Source organism: Halomarina ordinaria, assembly GCF_030553305.1.
GTDB classification, from domain to species: Archaea; Halobacteriota; Halobacteria; order Halobacteriales; family Haloarculaceae; genus Halomarina; species Halomarina ordinaria.
In genome coordinates this window covers 2,066,434-2,080,456 of sequence record NZ_JARRAH010000001.1, presented here as the reverse complement: position 1 = coordinate 2,080,456, position 14,023 = coordinate 2,066,434, and the positions used below count along the sequence as shown (strand labels likewise).

The window sequence follows — 14,023 nt, the reverse complement described above, 5'->3', positions numbered from 1 at the left end:
GTAACACCCACGGGGTATAAAAAACGTACACACACGAGTCAACGAGCACGACGGACAGACACGCGACGCTGACGGTCGGCCGAATCGGCGCGTACCATCTGAAACCATCTGATGGTAACAGACGGTATTCAGGGCAAGATTTAAGCCCGTCAGGCCATTGAATGGTAGTGATGACCGACGAGCGCGATGGACCCATGTGGCCCCCGTCGATGTTTACCCGGGGGATGCAGGAAGCGAGCGAACAGGCGTTCGACCGCCAGCAGGAGTTCTTTCGACAGCTGCTCGGCGGGGACGTCGGTGGGTTCCCCTCGCAACTCGGAGCGATGAGTCAGACGGCGATGTTCAAGACGCGGGTCCAGAGCGGCGGGCGCATCAGCATTCCCGACGCCGAACGCGAAGCCCTCGACATCGAGGAGGGCGACATCGTCCAGACGGTCATCGTCCCGATAAAGCGGTCCCGAGGAGATTCAGATGACTGATTACACGACACCCATCAACACGGCCTTCGAACTGCAGCGGACGACCATCAAACAGAGCCAGCAGGCGTTCCAGCGTTCGCTGGAGTTCCAGCGCAACGTCAACGAGGCGGTCCTCGACAGCTTCGAGGGGCAGGAGGAGGCCCAGCGCAACAGCGTCGAGCTGTCCCAGCGCGCCATCCACACGTACCTCGACGCCGTCGAGACGGCGATGCCCGGCGCGGGCAGCAACGTCAGCGAGGTGCGCCGTGCGGTCGACGAGCAGTTCCGCGCGCTCCTCGACGCCCACGCCGAGGCGTTCGACACGGCCGAGGAGGGCTTCGAGAAGGGCACCGAGAGCTACGACGAGTTCAGCGAGGAGTACCTCGAGGCGCTCAACGAGCAGCTCGACGTCCTCCTCGACGCCCACGAGGAGATCGAGGGCCAGACCGTCGACGCCTTCGAGCAGACGATGACCCAGTACGAGCGCCTGCAGGAGCAGATGGAAGACCAGGCCGAGGAGGCCCAGCAGCAGTTCGAGGAGCAGGCCGAGCAGTTCCAGGAGCGCTTCGAGACGCAGCTCGAACAGTTCCAGGACCAGGTCGAGCAGATGCAGCAGCAAGTCGAGACGCTCCAGCAGAGCGCCGCCGACCAGCAGTAAGACAGTAACACGGATTACCACACCCCACTACCCATGAGTATGAGCGACACGGACCCCCAGGAGATGCAGGAGCGTTGGACGCGGATGGTCGAACAGATGAACGACGCGATGGCGCGTTCGGTCGAGCAGAACCTCGAGGCGCAGGCGACGTTCATGGAGACGTGGGCCGACGCCATCGACGGCTCGATGCCCGACGAGGACACGATGGCCGAGAGCTTCGAGTCCTACGGCCGCGCCTACGAGGTGTGGATGGACGCCGCAGAGACCATGTACGAGCGCGTCGGCGACGCCGCCGGCGGCGAGGACGTCTCGTTCACGGAGTTCCGCGACATCTGGCTCCGCAGCGCCAACGAGGCGTTCAAGGAGGTCATGGGTACGACGGCGTTCGCCGCCGCCCAGGGGAACGTCGTCGAGGCCATGATGGAACTCCAGCAGGAGACCGAGGACGTGAGCCAGGAGACGCTCACGCGCATGGGCCTGCCCACCCGCGGCGACATGGACGAGGTCGGCGAGCGACTCGTCGAACTCGAGCGCCGTCAGCAGCGCGTCGAGGACAAGCTCGACCAGGTCCTCGACCACCTGGAGGAGTAATCCCGATGGCAGGCGAATCAACCTTCAACCCCTTCGCGCTCGCGATGAACACCCAGCGCGAGCTACTGGACGCGACGACCGGCGCCTTCGAGAAGGCGGACGTCGCCGACGAGCGCCTCGAGGAGATGGACTCGGTCGAGGTCGGCCAGACGCCGAGCGAGGTCGTCTACACCGAGAACAAGCTCGAACTGCTCCACTACGAGTCCCAGACCGACGAGCAGAACGAGGTCCCCATCCTCGTCATCTACGCGCTCATCAACAAGCCGTTCATCCTCGACCTCCAGCCCGACCGGTCGGTCGTGCGCCGACTGCTGGAGGCGGGCCACGACGTCTACCTCATCGACTGGAACGAGCCCTCCCGGCTCGACCAGTACCTCACGCTCGACGACTACGTCAACCGCTACATCGAGAACTGCGTCGACGTCGTCCGCGAGCGCTCGGGGCAGGACGCCATCAACGTCCTCGGCTACTGCATGGGCGGGACGCTGTCGGTGATGTACGCGGCCCAGCACCCCGAGAAGGTCAACGCCCTCGGGCTGATGGCCGCCGGCCTCTGCTTCGAGCGCTCGGGCGGCGTCCTCGAACTGTGGGGCGACGACGAGTACTACGACCCCGAGAACGTCACCGAGACGTACGGCAACATGCCCTCGGAGTTCCTCGACGTCGGCTTCGCGCTGATGGACCCCGTCTCGAACTACGTCTCGAAGTACGTCAGACTGTACGACAACATCGAGAACGAGGACTTCGTCGAGAACTTCGCCCGGATGGAGCGCTGGCTGAGCGAGGGCATCGACGTCGCCGGCGCGGCGTACGTCGAGTTCCTGGAGGACATCTACCAGGACAACAAGCTCTACAAGAACGAACTGGAGCTGGGCGGCGAACCCGTCGACATCGGGAACATCGACATGCCCATCATCCAGATCCTCGGCGAGTACGACCACCTCATCCCGCCGGGAGCGAGCAAGCCGTTCAACGAGGTCGTCGGGAGCGACGACGTGACGACCATCGAGTACCCGACCGGCCACATCGGCCTGTCGGTCTCCGGCAGTTCCCACCGCGAGGTGTGGCCGCAGGTCGCCGAGTGGTACCACGACCGCTCCGCCGAGGGGACCGCGGACGTGCTGGAGGCGACCGAGGAGGCCGCCGAGGACGCCACGGAGGTCCGCGTCGACCCGACCGAGGGCGACCTCGAGGAGGTCGCCGTCGAGGTCGAGACCGAGGACGACGGCGTCCAGACCGAACTCGTCGAGCGCGACGAGGAGGCGGTCGCGGAGGCCGTCGAGGAGGCGAGCGACGGTGACGGTGACGGTGAACCCGCAGCGGCGGCCGTCGACAGCGACGAGGACGCCGCGACCGCCGAGGACACCGCCGAGACCGCCGACCAGCCCGTGAGCGCCGCGGGCGAGGAGGCGGACGTCGAGTCCGTCGAGGGCATCGGCCCGACGTACGCCGAGCGCCTGCGCGAAATCGGCGTCGAGACCGTCGCCGACCTCCGCGAGACGGACGTCGAGACCGTCGCGGAGACGGCTGGCGTCGGCGTCTCGCGCGCCGAGCGCTGGTTCGACGCGCTCGACGAGGACGAGGAGTAGGCGAGACGAACCGTCCACTCCCCCGCGATTCTCTCACGTTCCGTCGACCAGTCGCGACCAGCTCGGACGCTCGACCGCTCCCCCGACCCCCGGTTTCGGGGCATAACGCTTTCTCCCCAGGGGCGTAGTGTGCTAACATGCTGAACGAACAGACCTGCGTGGTGACCGGTGGCTCGCGCGGTATCGGGAAGGGAATCGCCTGCGAACTGGGCGAGCGCGGCGCGAACGTCGTCGTCAACTACCGCACCTCGGAGGCGGAGGCGGCCGAGGTGGTCGACGAGATAGAGGCCAGCGGCGGGACGGCCATGGCGGCGCAGGCCGACGTCGCCGACCTCGACGCCGTCGCGTCGATGTGCGAGTCCGTTCACGACGCCTTCGGGACGGTCGACGTCCTCGTCAACAACGCCGGCATCACGGTCGACAAGACGTTCACGAACATGACCCGCGAGGACTGGGACCGCGTGATGGACGTGAACCTCGGGGGGATGTTCAACTGTACACACTGTCTGTTCGACGACCTGCTCGACTCCGACGAGGGTCGACTCATCAACATCTCGAGCGTGGTGGGCCAGCAGGGCAACTACGGCCAGGCCAACTACGCCACCACGAAGTCGGGGATGTTCGGCTTCACGCGGACCATCGCCCTGGAGATGGCGCGCTCGGGGTCGACGGCCAACTGCGTCGCCCCCGGCTTCGTCCGCACCGACATGCTGGAGCAGGTCCCCGAGCGCGTCCAGGAGAAGATCATCGAGCGCATCCCCCTCAACCGCTTCGCGGAGGTCGAGGACGTCAGCGGCATCGTCCGCTTCCTCGCCAGCCCCGAGTCGAGCTACATGACCGGGCAAATCCTCGCCGTCAACGGCGGCATGGAGTGGTGAGGCGAGGTGCGCGTCAGCGTCATCGGCGGGAGCCGAGTCGACGGGGCGACCTACGAGGCGGCCCGCGAGGTGGGCCGCCTGCTCGGCGAGCAGGGGCACACGGTCGTCTGCGGCGGCCTCGGTGGCGTGATGGAGGCGACGTGTCGCGGGGCCCGCGAAGCGGGCGGTGAGACCGTCGGCATCCTCCCGGGGACGGACCCGCGGCACGCGAACGAGTACGTCGGGACGGCCGTCGCGACCGGTCTCGGCAACGCGCGGAACGTCCTCGTGGTGCTGAACGGCGAGGGCGTCGTCGCCGTCGACGGCGCGGCGGGGACGCTCTCCGAACTGGGGCACGCCCTCGATATCGGTCGGCCGGTCGCCGGACTCGGGACGCACGAGGTGTCGCTGTCGGGGTTCGAGGCGGTCGAGACGCCCGCCGCGGCCGTCGAGTCCGTCGAACGGCGCGTCGCCGGACGCGACTAGTCGTCCGCGTCGCCGTCACCCCCCGACCTGCGGGTCGTCCGCGCGAGGAACGTCTCGGGGAGGGTCTCGAGGTCGCCGGCCTGGACGCCCCAGAGCGTCGCGTAGAGCCCGTCCGCGGCGAGGAGGCCCTCGTGCGTACCGCGTTCGACCACGCGCCCCTCGTCGAGGACGAGAATCGTGTCGGCCTCCTTCACCGTCGAGAGGCGGTGGGCGATGACGAACGTCGTGCGGTCGGCGGCGAGGCGGTCGAGCGAGCGCTGGATGAGCAGTTCCGTCTCGGTGTCGACGGCGCTCGTCGCCTCGTCCAGCACCAGGACCGCCGGGTCCTGCAGGACGACGCGCGCGATGGCGATGCGCTGGCGCTGACCGCCCGAGAGCTTCACCCCGCGTTCGCCGACACGGGTGTCGTACCCCTCGGGGAGGGCCTCGATGAACTCGTGAGCCTCGGCCGCTTTCGCGGCCTCGACGACCGCCTCGTGGGTGGCGTCGAACGACCCGTAGGCGACGTTCTCGGCGACGGTGCCGTCGAAGAGGAACGTGTCCTGGCTGACGTACCCCACCGCCGAGCGGAGGCTGTCGAGGGTGACGTCGCGCACGTCGTGGCCGTCGACGCGGACCGCCCCGCTATCCACGTCGTAGAGGCGCATGAGCAGTTTGAGCACCGTCGACTTCCCGGCGCCCGTCGGGCCGACCAGCGCGAGCGTCTCGCCGCCCTCGACCGTGAAGTGCACGTCCTCGAGGACGGTGCCCGCCGTCGCCGCGTCGGACCCGGGGGTGTCGGCGTAGCCGAAGGTGACGTCGTCGTACTCGACGCGGCCCTCGGGGTCGGTCAGCGCGACGGCGTCGGGGCTGTCCTCGACGTGGGTGGGGACGTCGTAGAGGCCGAAGACGCGCTCGGCGCTCGCGCGGGCGTTCTGCACCTGGTCGACGATGTTCGACACCTCCGCGAGCGGCGCGACGAAGCGCTGGGTCATGAACAGGAACGTGACGAACGTCCCGGCGGTGAGCGCGCCGGAGAAGGGACCGGGTGCGGTCCCGGAGAACAGCCAGTAGCCGCCGACGACGAACGTCGCGGCGAACGAGAGGCCCGCGAGCAGTTCCATCCCCGGGCGGTAGAAGTAGCTCAGGCGGAGGACGGCCATCGTGTCGTCGAAGACGCGGTGGGAGGCGTCGAACACCCGTTCGGTCTCGTAGTCCTCGCTACCGGTCGTCTTGGTGAGTTCGACCCCGCTGATGGCGTTCTCGATGCGGGTGTTGAACGCCGCGACGGCCGACTGCCGGGCGCGGTAGCGCGGCGCGATGGCGCGCATGAACCACGCGGTAAACAGCACGATGAGGGGGACGGCGACGAGCGTCACCAGCGCGAGCTGCCAGTTGAGCGTGAACAGCACGACGGCGATGCCGCCGACCATGATGACCAGTCGCGTCGAGTTCATCAGCGCGTTGTCGAGGAACACCTCGAGGTTGCCGGCGTCGTTGTTCAGGACGGCCATCACCTCGCCGGTCTGCTTGTCGTCGAAGAAGGACATGTCGAGGCGCTGCATGGTGGCGAAGGAGTCCGTCCGGACGGCGTGCATCACGTCGTGGGCGAAGCGGTTGGCCGCGACGCCGTACACCCAGGTGAACGCCGCCGTCACGGCGAACGAGCCGACGATGAGCGCCGCCGACAGCCAGAACTGCTCGGTGGCCCCCGTCGGCAGCCACGCGTCGGGGACGAGCGGCAGGGTGTAGGGGCCCGGGTCATCGGCGAACAGCGCGTCGATGGCCGCGCCGAGGACGACCGGCGGGAGGAGCGAGGCCGACTGCGCGACGAGGTTGGCGAGGACGCCGACGGCGAGCCACGCCCGGCGGGGGAGGCCGTACACCCGGAACAGGCGGAGGAGCGGGCGCTCGACGTCGGCCCGGTAGCGGTCGAAGACGCTCTCGTCAGCACGCATCGTCCGTGGAGAGCGGTGGCGGGCGCATCAATCCGCCGACCCGTCGGGCGGTCACAGCTCACCCAGTTGCTCTCGGGTGCGCATCAGGTAGAGGAAGTACGGTCCCCCGACGAGGCCGGTGACGATGCCGACGGGTATCTGCGCCGGCGAGTTGAACAGCACCTCGAAGGCGAGGCGCGCGCCCATGTCGGCGGCGGTCAGCAGCGCCGGTCCGGCGAACGCACAGCCGACGACCAGCCGCCGGTAGTCGCTCCCGACGATGGTCCGGACCACGTGGGGAACGATGAGGCCGACGAAACTGACGATGCCCGCGACGGCGACGGCGGCGCTCGCCGCGAGGACGGCCACCGACGCCAGCGCGAAGCGAGTGCGCTCGACGGACATGCCGAGCGCGGCGGCGGTCTGTTCACCGAGCAGGAGGACGTTCAGCTGGCGCGACCCGACGAGCGCGAGCGCGAACGCGAGCAGCGTCCACGGGAGCGCCGTGTGGAACTCGCCCCAGCCGACGCCGGTGAGCGACCCCGTCGTCCACGAGAGCGCCTGCTGGACGACCCCGATGTCACCCGCGAGGAAGAACAGCCCCGTCTGGATGGAGTTGAAGACGGTGCTCACGATGACGCCCGCGAGCACGAGGCGGACCGGGTTGGTGCCGTTCTTCCAGGCGATGGCGTAGACGAGCGCGAACGCGAACGCGCCCCCGCCGGCCGCGACCAGCGGCAGCACCGACGCGAGGCTGGAGAAGAGCACGAGCGCCACCAGCGCGCCGAGGCCCGCCCCGGCGCTCACCCCGAGGATGTAGGGGCTGGCGAGTTCGTTGCGCGTCACGGCCTGGAAGATGGCTCCCGAGACGGCGAGGCCGAGGCCGACGAGGACGCCGACCAGTACGCGCGGCAGGCGGAGCGTCCAGACGACGGTCGTCTCGACCGACAGCGGGTCGAGCAGGACGTCGATGGTGCCGGCGTACCCCGTCGCCAGCCGCATCCACCACTCCCCGAGGAGGAAGTAGAGCAGTCGGCGCGGGTCGGTGAGGACCGCCGGGTCGAACAGCGCGCCCCACGCCTGACCGAGCGACATCGTGTACGTCCCGAAGCTGACCTGGAGGAGCGCGCTCGCGAGCGTGATGAGGAGACTCCCGACGGCGAGCCCGAACAGCGGGTCGGTGACCCGCCCGGTCGCGCCCGGGCGCGTCCGACCGTCCGTCGCGGCGTCCCCGGCCATCTCAGAACGTCCCGGTGACGACGTCGCTCACCTCGCTCCGGTCGAACAGCTCGCCGGAGAAGGCGTCCGGGTAGTAGAGGCCCGCGAAGCGTTCGGTGAGGAACAGGTTGTGGATGGGGCCCGCGTAGATGGGTCCGCCGCGGAACACGCGCTCCTCCTGGACGGCGGTGAGTTCGCTCGCGACGCTGTCCTGTTGCATGTACGCGAGGACCGTCTCGCGGAACTCCTCCTCGGTCTTCGTCTCGTGACCGCGCACGAGGATGGAGTCGGGGTCGACCTCCAGCATCGTCTCGTAGTCGATGGTGCCGCGTTCGGTCGTCGAGAGGCCGCTGATGCCCGTTCCCTCCAGCGCGTCGTCGATGCCGAGGTCGTGGAACTGCTTCTTGTTGGTCCCCTCGCCCGAGACGCGGTACGGCGAGAACTCCTCGGGTTCGTCGGCGGCCGCGTAGGTGAGCAGGGCGTTCGGCCGCTCGTCCTCCCCCGGGAGGTTCGCCTCGACCTCCTCCAGCATCGCGTCGTGGACCGCGGCGAACGCCTCGTAGCGCTCCCCTTCCTGAAACACCTCGGCGACCTTCCCGAACGCCTCGTAGAGGGTGTAGTACTCGTAGTCGTGCCACTCGTCCGTGCGCCGGAAGATGGTGTTGCCGAAGAACGGCGCGACCTGGTCCGCGACGGCGTCGATATCGGACTGCTCGAGGCCGAACGAGCCGTTGTTCACCAGCCACTGCGGGTCCATCAGGTGGAGGTCGGCCCCGAGTTCGTAGAACACCTCGCGGTCGATGCCGTTGTCGACGAGCGCCGTGAGCGAGTCCGTGTCGACGCTCACGCCGTCGAGTTCGTCGTAGACGTCGGTGTAGTACCGTTCCTTGAGGCCGACCGAGAGCAACCCGTCGCCCCGCCCGAGCGCGACCGCCATGTCGGCGTAGCCCGGTTCGTAGGCGGCGAACGTCTCGGGGACCGCCTCGAACTCGACCTCGCCGACAGGGGCCATCGAGACGGTGTAGGGGGTCTCCGACCCGCCGGCCGTTTCGTTCTCGCCCTCGCCCGACTCGTTTCCGGTCCCGTTCGTCTCGCCCGACCCGTTGCCGCCGGCGGGGCCGCCCTGCCCCCCGAGACAGCCCGCGAGCGCACCGACCGCGAGGGTACCCGTACCAGTCAAGAACGTTCTGCGCGTCCGGTTGGTGTCGCCGTCCATAGGATTTTGGCCACCCTAAAACAGCAAAAAGGCACCGGTTTTTAGGTCGGCCGAAATCGTGTGAGTGGCCCGCACGACTCCGCTGGCGTCGTCGCGTGGGCGGGGCGAGAGCGGGGCGTGCGGGTCGCAGTGGGCGGACCGCAGCGTGTAGAGCGAGGTGGAGCGGGGCGGGCTATATGGAACCCCCCACTGTACTCGGGTGCATGGCAGACATGACCGCGGAGGAGGCGCTCGCGGAGTACGGGCCGAGCGAGATAACGGCCGACGACCTGCTCACCGTCCCCGACGAGGCGTTCACGGCGGAGAACGTGGCGCTCGTGACGGGGGCCGGCAACGGCATCGGCCGGGCGACGGCGCTCGCGCTGGCGCACAACGGTCTCACCGTCGTGGCGACGGACGTCGACGAGGAGGGACTGGAGGAGGTGGCGTCGAAACACGAGTCGCTCGACTCGCCCGGCCGACTCCGCACCGCGCCAGGCGACCTGACCGACGACGAGGAGATGGCGTCGGTGGTCGAGCGGGCGGCCGAGGAGGGGTCGCTTCGCTACCTCGCCAACATCGCCGGCATCCAGCACATCGCCTCGCTGGAGGCGTTCCCGATGGACCGGTACGACCTGATGCACCGCATCATGCTCCGGGCGCCGCTGTACCTCTCGAAGCGCTGTTTCCCCCACTTCCGCGACAACGCCGACGGCGTCGGCGCGGTCGGGAACATGTGCTCGGTCCACGGCCACTACGTCACGCAGGACAAGGTGGCGTACAACACGCTGAAGTTCGGCCTCCGGGGACTCACCCAGTCCATCGCGGCCGAGGGCGAGGGGACGGTGCGGGGGTTCTCCGTCTCGACGGGCTACGTGAAGACCGAACTCGTCGCGAAGCAGTTGCCGGACACGGCCGACAGCCGCGGCATCACGGTGGCGGAAGCGGTCGAGGACGTCCTGCTCGGGCAGGCGCGCGTCAAGGAGATGATGGAACCCTACGAGGTGGCGAACCTGTTCGTGATGGGGTTCTCGGAGCACGCGCGCTTCCTCGACGGCGGGGACGTCCTCCACGACGGGGGGATGACGCTCACCTACGAGTAGCTAGAGCCAGTCGCCGAACGACCCCTCGATGAGGGTGTCGCGCTGCTTGCGGATGTAGGCGGCCTGCATCCCCCAGATGGCCTCGGCGAAGGGGACGCCCGCGTCGACGGCCGCGCTGACGTGGTCGTGCTTCCAGCGGGCGGGCGTCATCTTCTCGTCGACGCGGTCGGCCAGCGGGCCGACGTAGCGGTCCACCTCGGCGTCGGAGAGGCCGCGCAGCGAGAGGCCGTCGCGGGCGTGGGCGAGCAGGTCGTCGTAGACGACGGCCGGGTCGGACGTCTCGTCGCCCGCGCCGGTGTACCAGGTGAGTTCGGCGTCGATGCCGTCGCGTGCGGCGGCGTAGAAGTTCTCCTCGGCCGTCTCCCAGGGGAGCGCGGCGACCGGGTGTTCGCGCTTCGGGAGGCTCTCGAGCAGGCCGGCGTACACCGCGAGCAGCGAGATGGTGTCGTGGACGGTCGGCTGGCCGGGAAGGGGGCGGAACTCGATGCGGGCGTTGGCCGCGGACCGGGTCGCCCCGTCGAACACCGGTCGCACCCACCGCCAGTAGGAGCCGTGTTTGTGCCGGAAGTGCGCGAAGCGGTCGTCGTAGCGCCCCGAGTCCTCGACGTGCATGGGGATGACCGTCGTGTCGGCGGCGATGTCGTCGATGGCGTCCTCGACGCTGTCGACGTCCGGTGGGAGACACACCTTCTCGCGGCCCTCGGCGTTGAAGATGGACTCGAAGACGGGGATGCGGTTCTCCATCCAGCACTCCTCCAGGACGACCTCGGGGGACTCGTCGTAGAGGTCCGGCGGGAAGAACGGCGAGTTGACGCCGAGGGCGAGCAGCGGGCCGGCGATGCGGACCGCGTACCGGAGGTACTCCGGGAGGTCGGCGGCGTGGGACACCTGGTAGTGGGGCTGGATGGACGTGATGAGGCTCTCGGGCATCACCGTCTTGGCGTCGAGGGCGACGTGGGGCACGTCGAGGCTCATCTCGATGCGCTCCTCGACGTTCGCCATCGCGTGGTAGCGGACGGCGTCGCTCATGTTGGTGGCGATGCGGACGCCGTCGTCCTCGACGCTGTCGGCGAGGTAGGAGGTGGCCGTCTCGCCGACCGGCGGCACCGTCCAGATGCCGTCGCTGACGAGGTGGATGCCGTGTGCGCGCGTCTCGCGGAGGGCGGCGTCGAGGCGCGCCTGCACCTCCGCGGCCTGCGAGCGCAGGCCGTACGTCGAGAACGGCTGGGGAGTGGTCTGCATCTCCGCGTTGTGCAGGCCGAGTTCCTTCTCGAAGCCGATGTACTCGAGCAGCGGGCGGGGGACGCGCTTCAGCGCGTCCGTCTCCGTGTCGACGCCGTAGAACTCGTACTCCAGCCCGAGGATACCCTGCGGGTTGTCGAACGTCCCCTCCTTGACGGCCGCCTTGAGCGCGTCGACCTCGTCGTCGACGCGCGCTTCGAACGCCTCCGGGTCGGCCGAGAGCATCGCTGTCACGCGGTCGGCGAGGTCAGCCCCTGACATAGCTACCCCCACGCCGCGGAGGGATTTCAACCTCGGGGTTCGGACCGAAGCCGCGGTCAGAAGCGGTCGACGCGCCCGCGCGTCCCGGCAAACATGAGCGCCGCCCCCACCGCGAGGACGACGACGCCGGCGAGGACGAGCAGGCGAGCGTTCGGCGGGAGGCGGCCGGAGGCGACGGCGGCGGCCGTCCGCGTCCCGATGAGGCCGCCGTAGAGGACGACGGCGCCGCCGACGACCGCCAGGAGGAGGCCCGCGATGGGGAGCGCCGCCCGGCCGGTCGAGAGCAGACGTCCCCGGAGGCCGACGGTCGTCTCGGGCGGGTCGAGGACGACGGCGACGCGTTCGAGCGTCGGCGCGCCGCAGCGGCTACACGGCACGGAGTTACGTGGGTGGTGCATCGAACAGTGAGGGCAGCGCCACTCGATGACGTCGGGAATCGGCGGGGGACGCCCGGCGGGGGTGACGTGGACGTCGTCGTCCGGCGGCGGGGGTCGACCGGCGCGTTCGTCGGACGGCCTCGACTCGGTGCGACGGCGCTCCATCGGTACAGACAGGACGGCCGCGACGATGAGTCGTTCGGTCGCGTCGGGCCGCGGCGGACCCACCGCGATGCGGTCGTGTCGAGGGCACCGTATCAGGTATCGTATATGACGTGAGGGCGTCGACCGGCGACACCGAACGACCCCTTCGTTTCGGGTGGAAACCGCCGGGCTACGGCTGTACTCGGGTGGAGACGAACCGCGAAGAGTAGTTCCACCAGGATTCGAACCTGGGTCGTCGGCCCCAGAAGCCGACAGGATTGGCCGCTACCCCATGGAACTGTGGCTGCACTGCGTGCGTACATCGTGGGGGTACTAAAACCTCGTGATTCCACGCAGTCGCTCGAACAGGGGCGCGTCGGGGACACCGGAGTAGAAAGAGGTAGGGGGCTTCCGGCCCGCCTCCCGCGTATGTACGTCGGTCGATTCGTCGTCGTCGGACCGGGTATCGGCGCCTACCGTGTCTCCTCGCGGTCGTTCCCCAACCGTCGGGTCGTCGAGCGCGAGGGGGCGCTGACCGTCGCGCCGACGCCGGACGCACCGGAGACGGACAACCCCTACATCGCCTACAACTGCCTGCGGACGGTCGGGGAGGAGGCCGTCGTCGGCAACGGCTCGCACGTCGACCCCGTCGCGGAGAAGCGCGCCATGGGCTATCCGGCGCGCGACGCGCTGGCGCTCTCGTTGCTCGCGCTCGACTTCGAGAAGGACGACTACGACACGCCGCGCATCGCGGGTATCGTCGCCGAGGACGAGGCGTACGTGGCGACGGTCCGCCGCGACGCGCTCGTCGTCGAGCGCGTCACCGAACCGACGCTCGTGGCGACCTACGAGGAGGACGGCCCGACGGCGTTCGACCTCGACGCGACCGACGCCGCCGGTGCGGCGCGGGCCGTCTACGACCACGAGTTCGAACACGCGGTCTGCGCCGTGGGCGTGACCGTCGGGGAGGGTGTCGAGACGGCCGTGGTCAACGACTGACGGTGCGCGTCGGCCTCCTCGCGGACGTCCACCACGACCGGGTACTCGCCGCCGGCGCGACGTTCGAGAGCGCGGCGGCGGGCGCCGGTCTCGACCACGCGCGGGCCGTCCTCAACCGCTCGCACGTCGAGTGGCTGGGCGCGCTCCCGGCGACCCTGCGGGCGTTCGACGGCCGGGTCCGCGTCGTCCACGGCCACCCCGACGACCCCGACCGGTACGTCTACCCCGACCTCTTCTCCGCGGCCCTGCTGGGCGAGGAGCGCGTGCTGGTGACCGGCCACACCCACGTCCAGGGGGTACGTCGCTTCCCCGAGGGCGTCGTGGTCAACCCGGGGAGCGTCGGCCAGCCCCGTGACGGCGACCCCCGGGCCGCCTACGCCGTCCTCGACCTCGACCGCGAGCGGGTGGACCTCCGGCGGGTGACCTACGACGTCGACCGAGTGAGGAGGGACGTCCGCCGGGCGGGTCTCCCCGAGTCGGTCGCCGGCCGACTGGAGCGCGGTCGGTGAGCGCGGAGCGACGTCCGTCGGCCCCGCAGTCGACCCCCGTACCGAGTGAAGGGTACGGGGATAACTGACAGGAATCGAGTACGAACGGCCGTCCGAACGCCCTGACGGTCGGGGTCGGAGGTCGGTTCCCGCGGCGCGACGCGGCGTCACCACACCCGTCGTTCGTCGGAACCCGCTCTACCGGCCGCCAGCGCGTTCCTCCTCCGGGGCCGTCGGAGCCGACGACCGAGGCGCAAAAGTTTATTTTTTAAAGATAGTGTCCGGACGAAGAATGAAAGAACCGTCAGAGTGTTGACCGGGAGCGGTAGGGTTCACTCAATAACGCTCTGCTAGCTCCGGTGTCGTACGTATTTTTTGACTGTCACCGAGTTCTATTTTCAAGTCAGTATGAATATTAGAAAAACCTTTTAACCGCAACGG

At 69.0% G+C, this 14,023-nt stretch carries 14 protein-coding genes and 1 tRNA gene; 9 read left to right on the top strand and 6 right to left on the bottom strand.

Annotation, left to right across the window (positions count from 1 at the left end; genetic code table 11):
* Positions 1-170 precede the first annotated feature (170 nt).
* From P1Y20_RS11215 to P1Y20_RS11190, 6 genes are all read left to right on the top strand, one after another.
* Entirely contained in the window at positions 171-479 is a 309-nt protein-coding gene (locus P1Y20_RS11215) for an AbrB/MazE/SpoVT family DNA-binding domain-containing protein (protein WP_304448743.1), read from the top strand.
* A complete protein-coding gene (locus tag P1Y20_RS11210) occupies positions 472-1,116 on the top strand; it encodes a hypothetical protein (protein WP_304448742.1) in 645 nt (214 codons plus the stop codon). The genes P1Y20_RS11215 and P1Y20_RS11210 overlap by 8 nt, the downstream gene beginning before the upstream one ends.
* 39 nt (positions 1,117-1,155) lie before the next feature.
* Positions 1,156-1,707, top strand: a complete 552-nt coding sequence (locus tag P1Y20_RS11205; protein ID WP_304448741.1) for a poly(R)-hydroxyalkanoic acid synthase subunit PhaE — start codon at positions 1,156-1,158, stop codon at positions 1,705-1,707.
* Between the two features lie 5 nt (positions 1,708-1,712).
* Positions 1,713-3,296: a class III poly(R)-hydroxyalkanoic acid synthase subunit PhaC gene (gene phaC, locus P1Y20_RS11200; protein WP_304448740.1), complete on the top strand. Its 1,584-nt coding sequence runs from the start codon at positions 1,713-1,715 to the stop codon at positions 3,294-3,296.
* A gap of 137 nt (positions 3,297-3,433) precedes the next feature.
* Positions 3,434-4,174, top strand: coding sequence for a beta-ketoacyl-ACP reductase (locus tag P1Y20_RS11195; protein ID WP_304448739.1), 741 nt, complete (start codon positions 3,434-3,436; stop codon positions 4,172-4,174).
* 6 nt (positions 4,175-4,180) lie between these two features.
* The gene (locus tag P1Y20_RS11190) at positions 4,181-4,639 is read left to right on the top strand and encodes a TIGR00725 family protein (protein ID WP_304448738.1); all 459 of its coding nucleotides are present in this window, start codon (positions 4,181-4,183) and stop codon (positions 4,637-4,639) included.
* Here the strand turns inward: P1Y20_RS11190 and P1Y20_RS11185 are convergent.
* Genes P1Y20_RS11185 through P1Y20_RS11175 form a run of 3 tightly spaced genes read right to left on the bottom strand, consistent with a single transcriptional unit; the run spans position 4,636 to position 8,989 of the window.
* Positions 4,636-6,576, bottom strand: a complete 1,941-nt coding sequence (locus tag P1Y20_RS11185; protein WP_304448737.1) for an ABC transporter ATP-binding protein — start codon at positions 6,574-6,576, stop codon at positions 4,636-4,638. The two genes, P1Y20_RS11190 and P1Y20_RS11185, sit on opposite strands and share 4 nt — an antisense overlap.
* Positions 6,577-6,627: 51 nt before the next feature.
* Positions 6,628-7,794, bottom strand: coding sequence for a FecCD family ABC transporter permease (locus P1Y20_RS11180; RefSeq protein ID WP_304448736.1), 1,167 nt, complete (start codon positions 7,792-7,794; stop codon positions 6,628-6,630).
* Position 7,795: 1 nt separating this feature from the next.
* Positions 7,796-8,989, bottom strand: coding sequence for an ABC transporter substrate-binding protein (locus P1Y20_RS11175; RefSeq protein ID WP_304448735.1), 1,194 nt, complete (start codon positions 8,987-8,989; stop codon positions 7,796-7,798).
* Positions 8,990-9,192: 203 nt separating this feature from the next.
* On the opposite strand from P1Y20_RS11175, the gene P1Y20_RS11170 reads away from it, so the two are divergent.
* Entirely contained in the window at positions 9,193-10,071 is an 879-nt protein-coding gene (locus P1Y20_RS11170) for an SDR family oxidoreductase (RefSeq protein WP_304448734.1), read from the top strand.
* Here the strand turns inward: P1Y20_RS11170 and P1Y20_RS11165 are convergent, their stop codons facing one another.
* The 3 genes from P1Y20_RS11165 to P1Y20_RS11155 form a co-directional block, all read right to left on the bottom strand.
* Positions 10,072-11,574: a glutamate-cysteine ligase family protein gene (locus P1Y20_RS11165; protein ID WP_304448733.1), complete on the bottom strand. Its 1,503-nt coding sequence runs from the start codon at positions 11,572-11,574 to the stop codon at positions 10,072-10,074. It lies immediately after the preceding gene.
* A 56-nt stretch (positions 11,575-11,630) separates the two neighbouring features.
* Positions 11,631-12,179, bottom strand: coding sequence for a zinc finger Ran-binding domain-containing protein (locus tag P1Y20_RS11160; protein ID WP_304448732.1), 549 nt, complete (start codon positions 12,177-12,179; stop codon positions 11,631-11,633).
* A gap of 143 nt (positions 12,180-12,322) precedes the next feature.
* Positions 12,323-12,395 (bottom strand) — tRNA-Gln (locus P1Y20_RS11155).
* Positions 12,396-12,524: 129 nt separating this feature from the next.
* Between P1Y20_RS11155 and P1Y20_RS11150 the strand changes: the two genes are divergently transcribed.
* Both P1Y20_RS11150 and P1Y20_RS11145 read left to right on the top strand, forming a co-directional pair.
* Positions 12,525-13,094, top strand: a complete 570-nt coding sequence (locus P1Y20_RS11150) for an IMP cyclohydrolase (RefSeq protein WP_304448731.1) — start codon at positions 12,525-12,527, stop codon at positions 13,092-13,094.
* A 2-nt stretch (positions 13,095-13,096) separates the two neighbouring features.
* Complete coding sequence (locus P1Y20_RS11145) at positions 13,097-13,603, top strand: metallophosphoesterase family protein (protein ID WP_304448730.1); 507 nt, start codon at positions 13,097-13,099, stop codon at positions 13,601-13,603.
* The last annotated feature ends 420 nt before the right edge of the window (positions 13,604-14,023 follow it).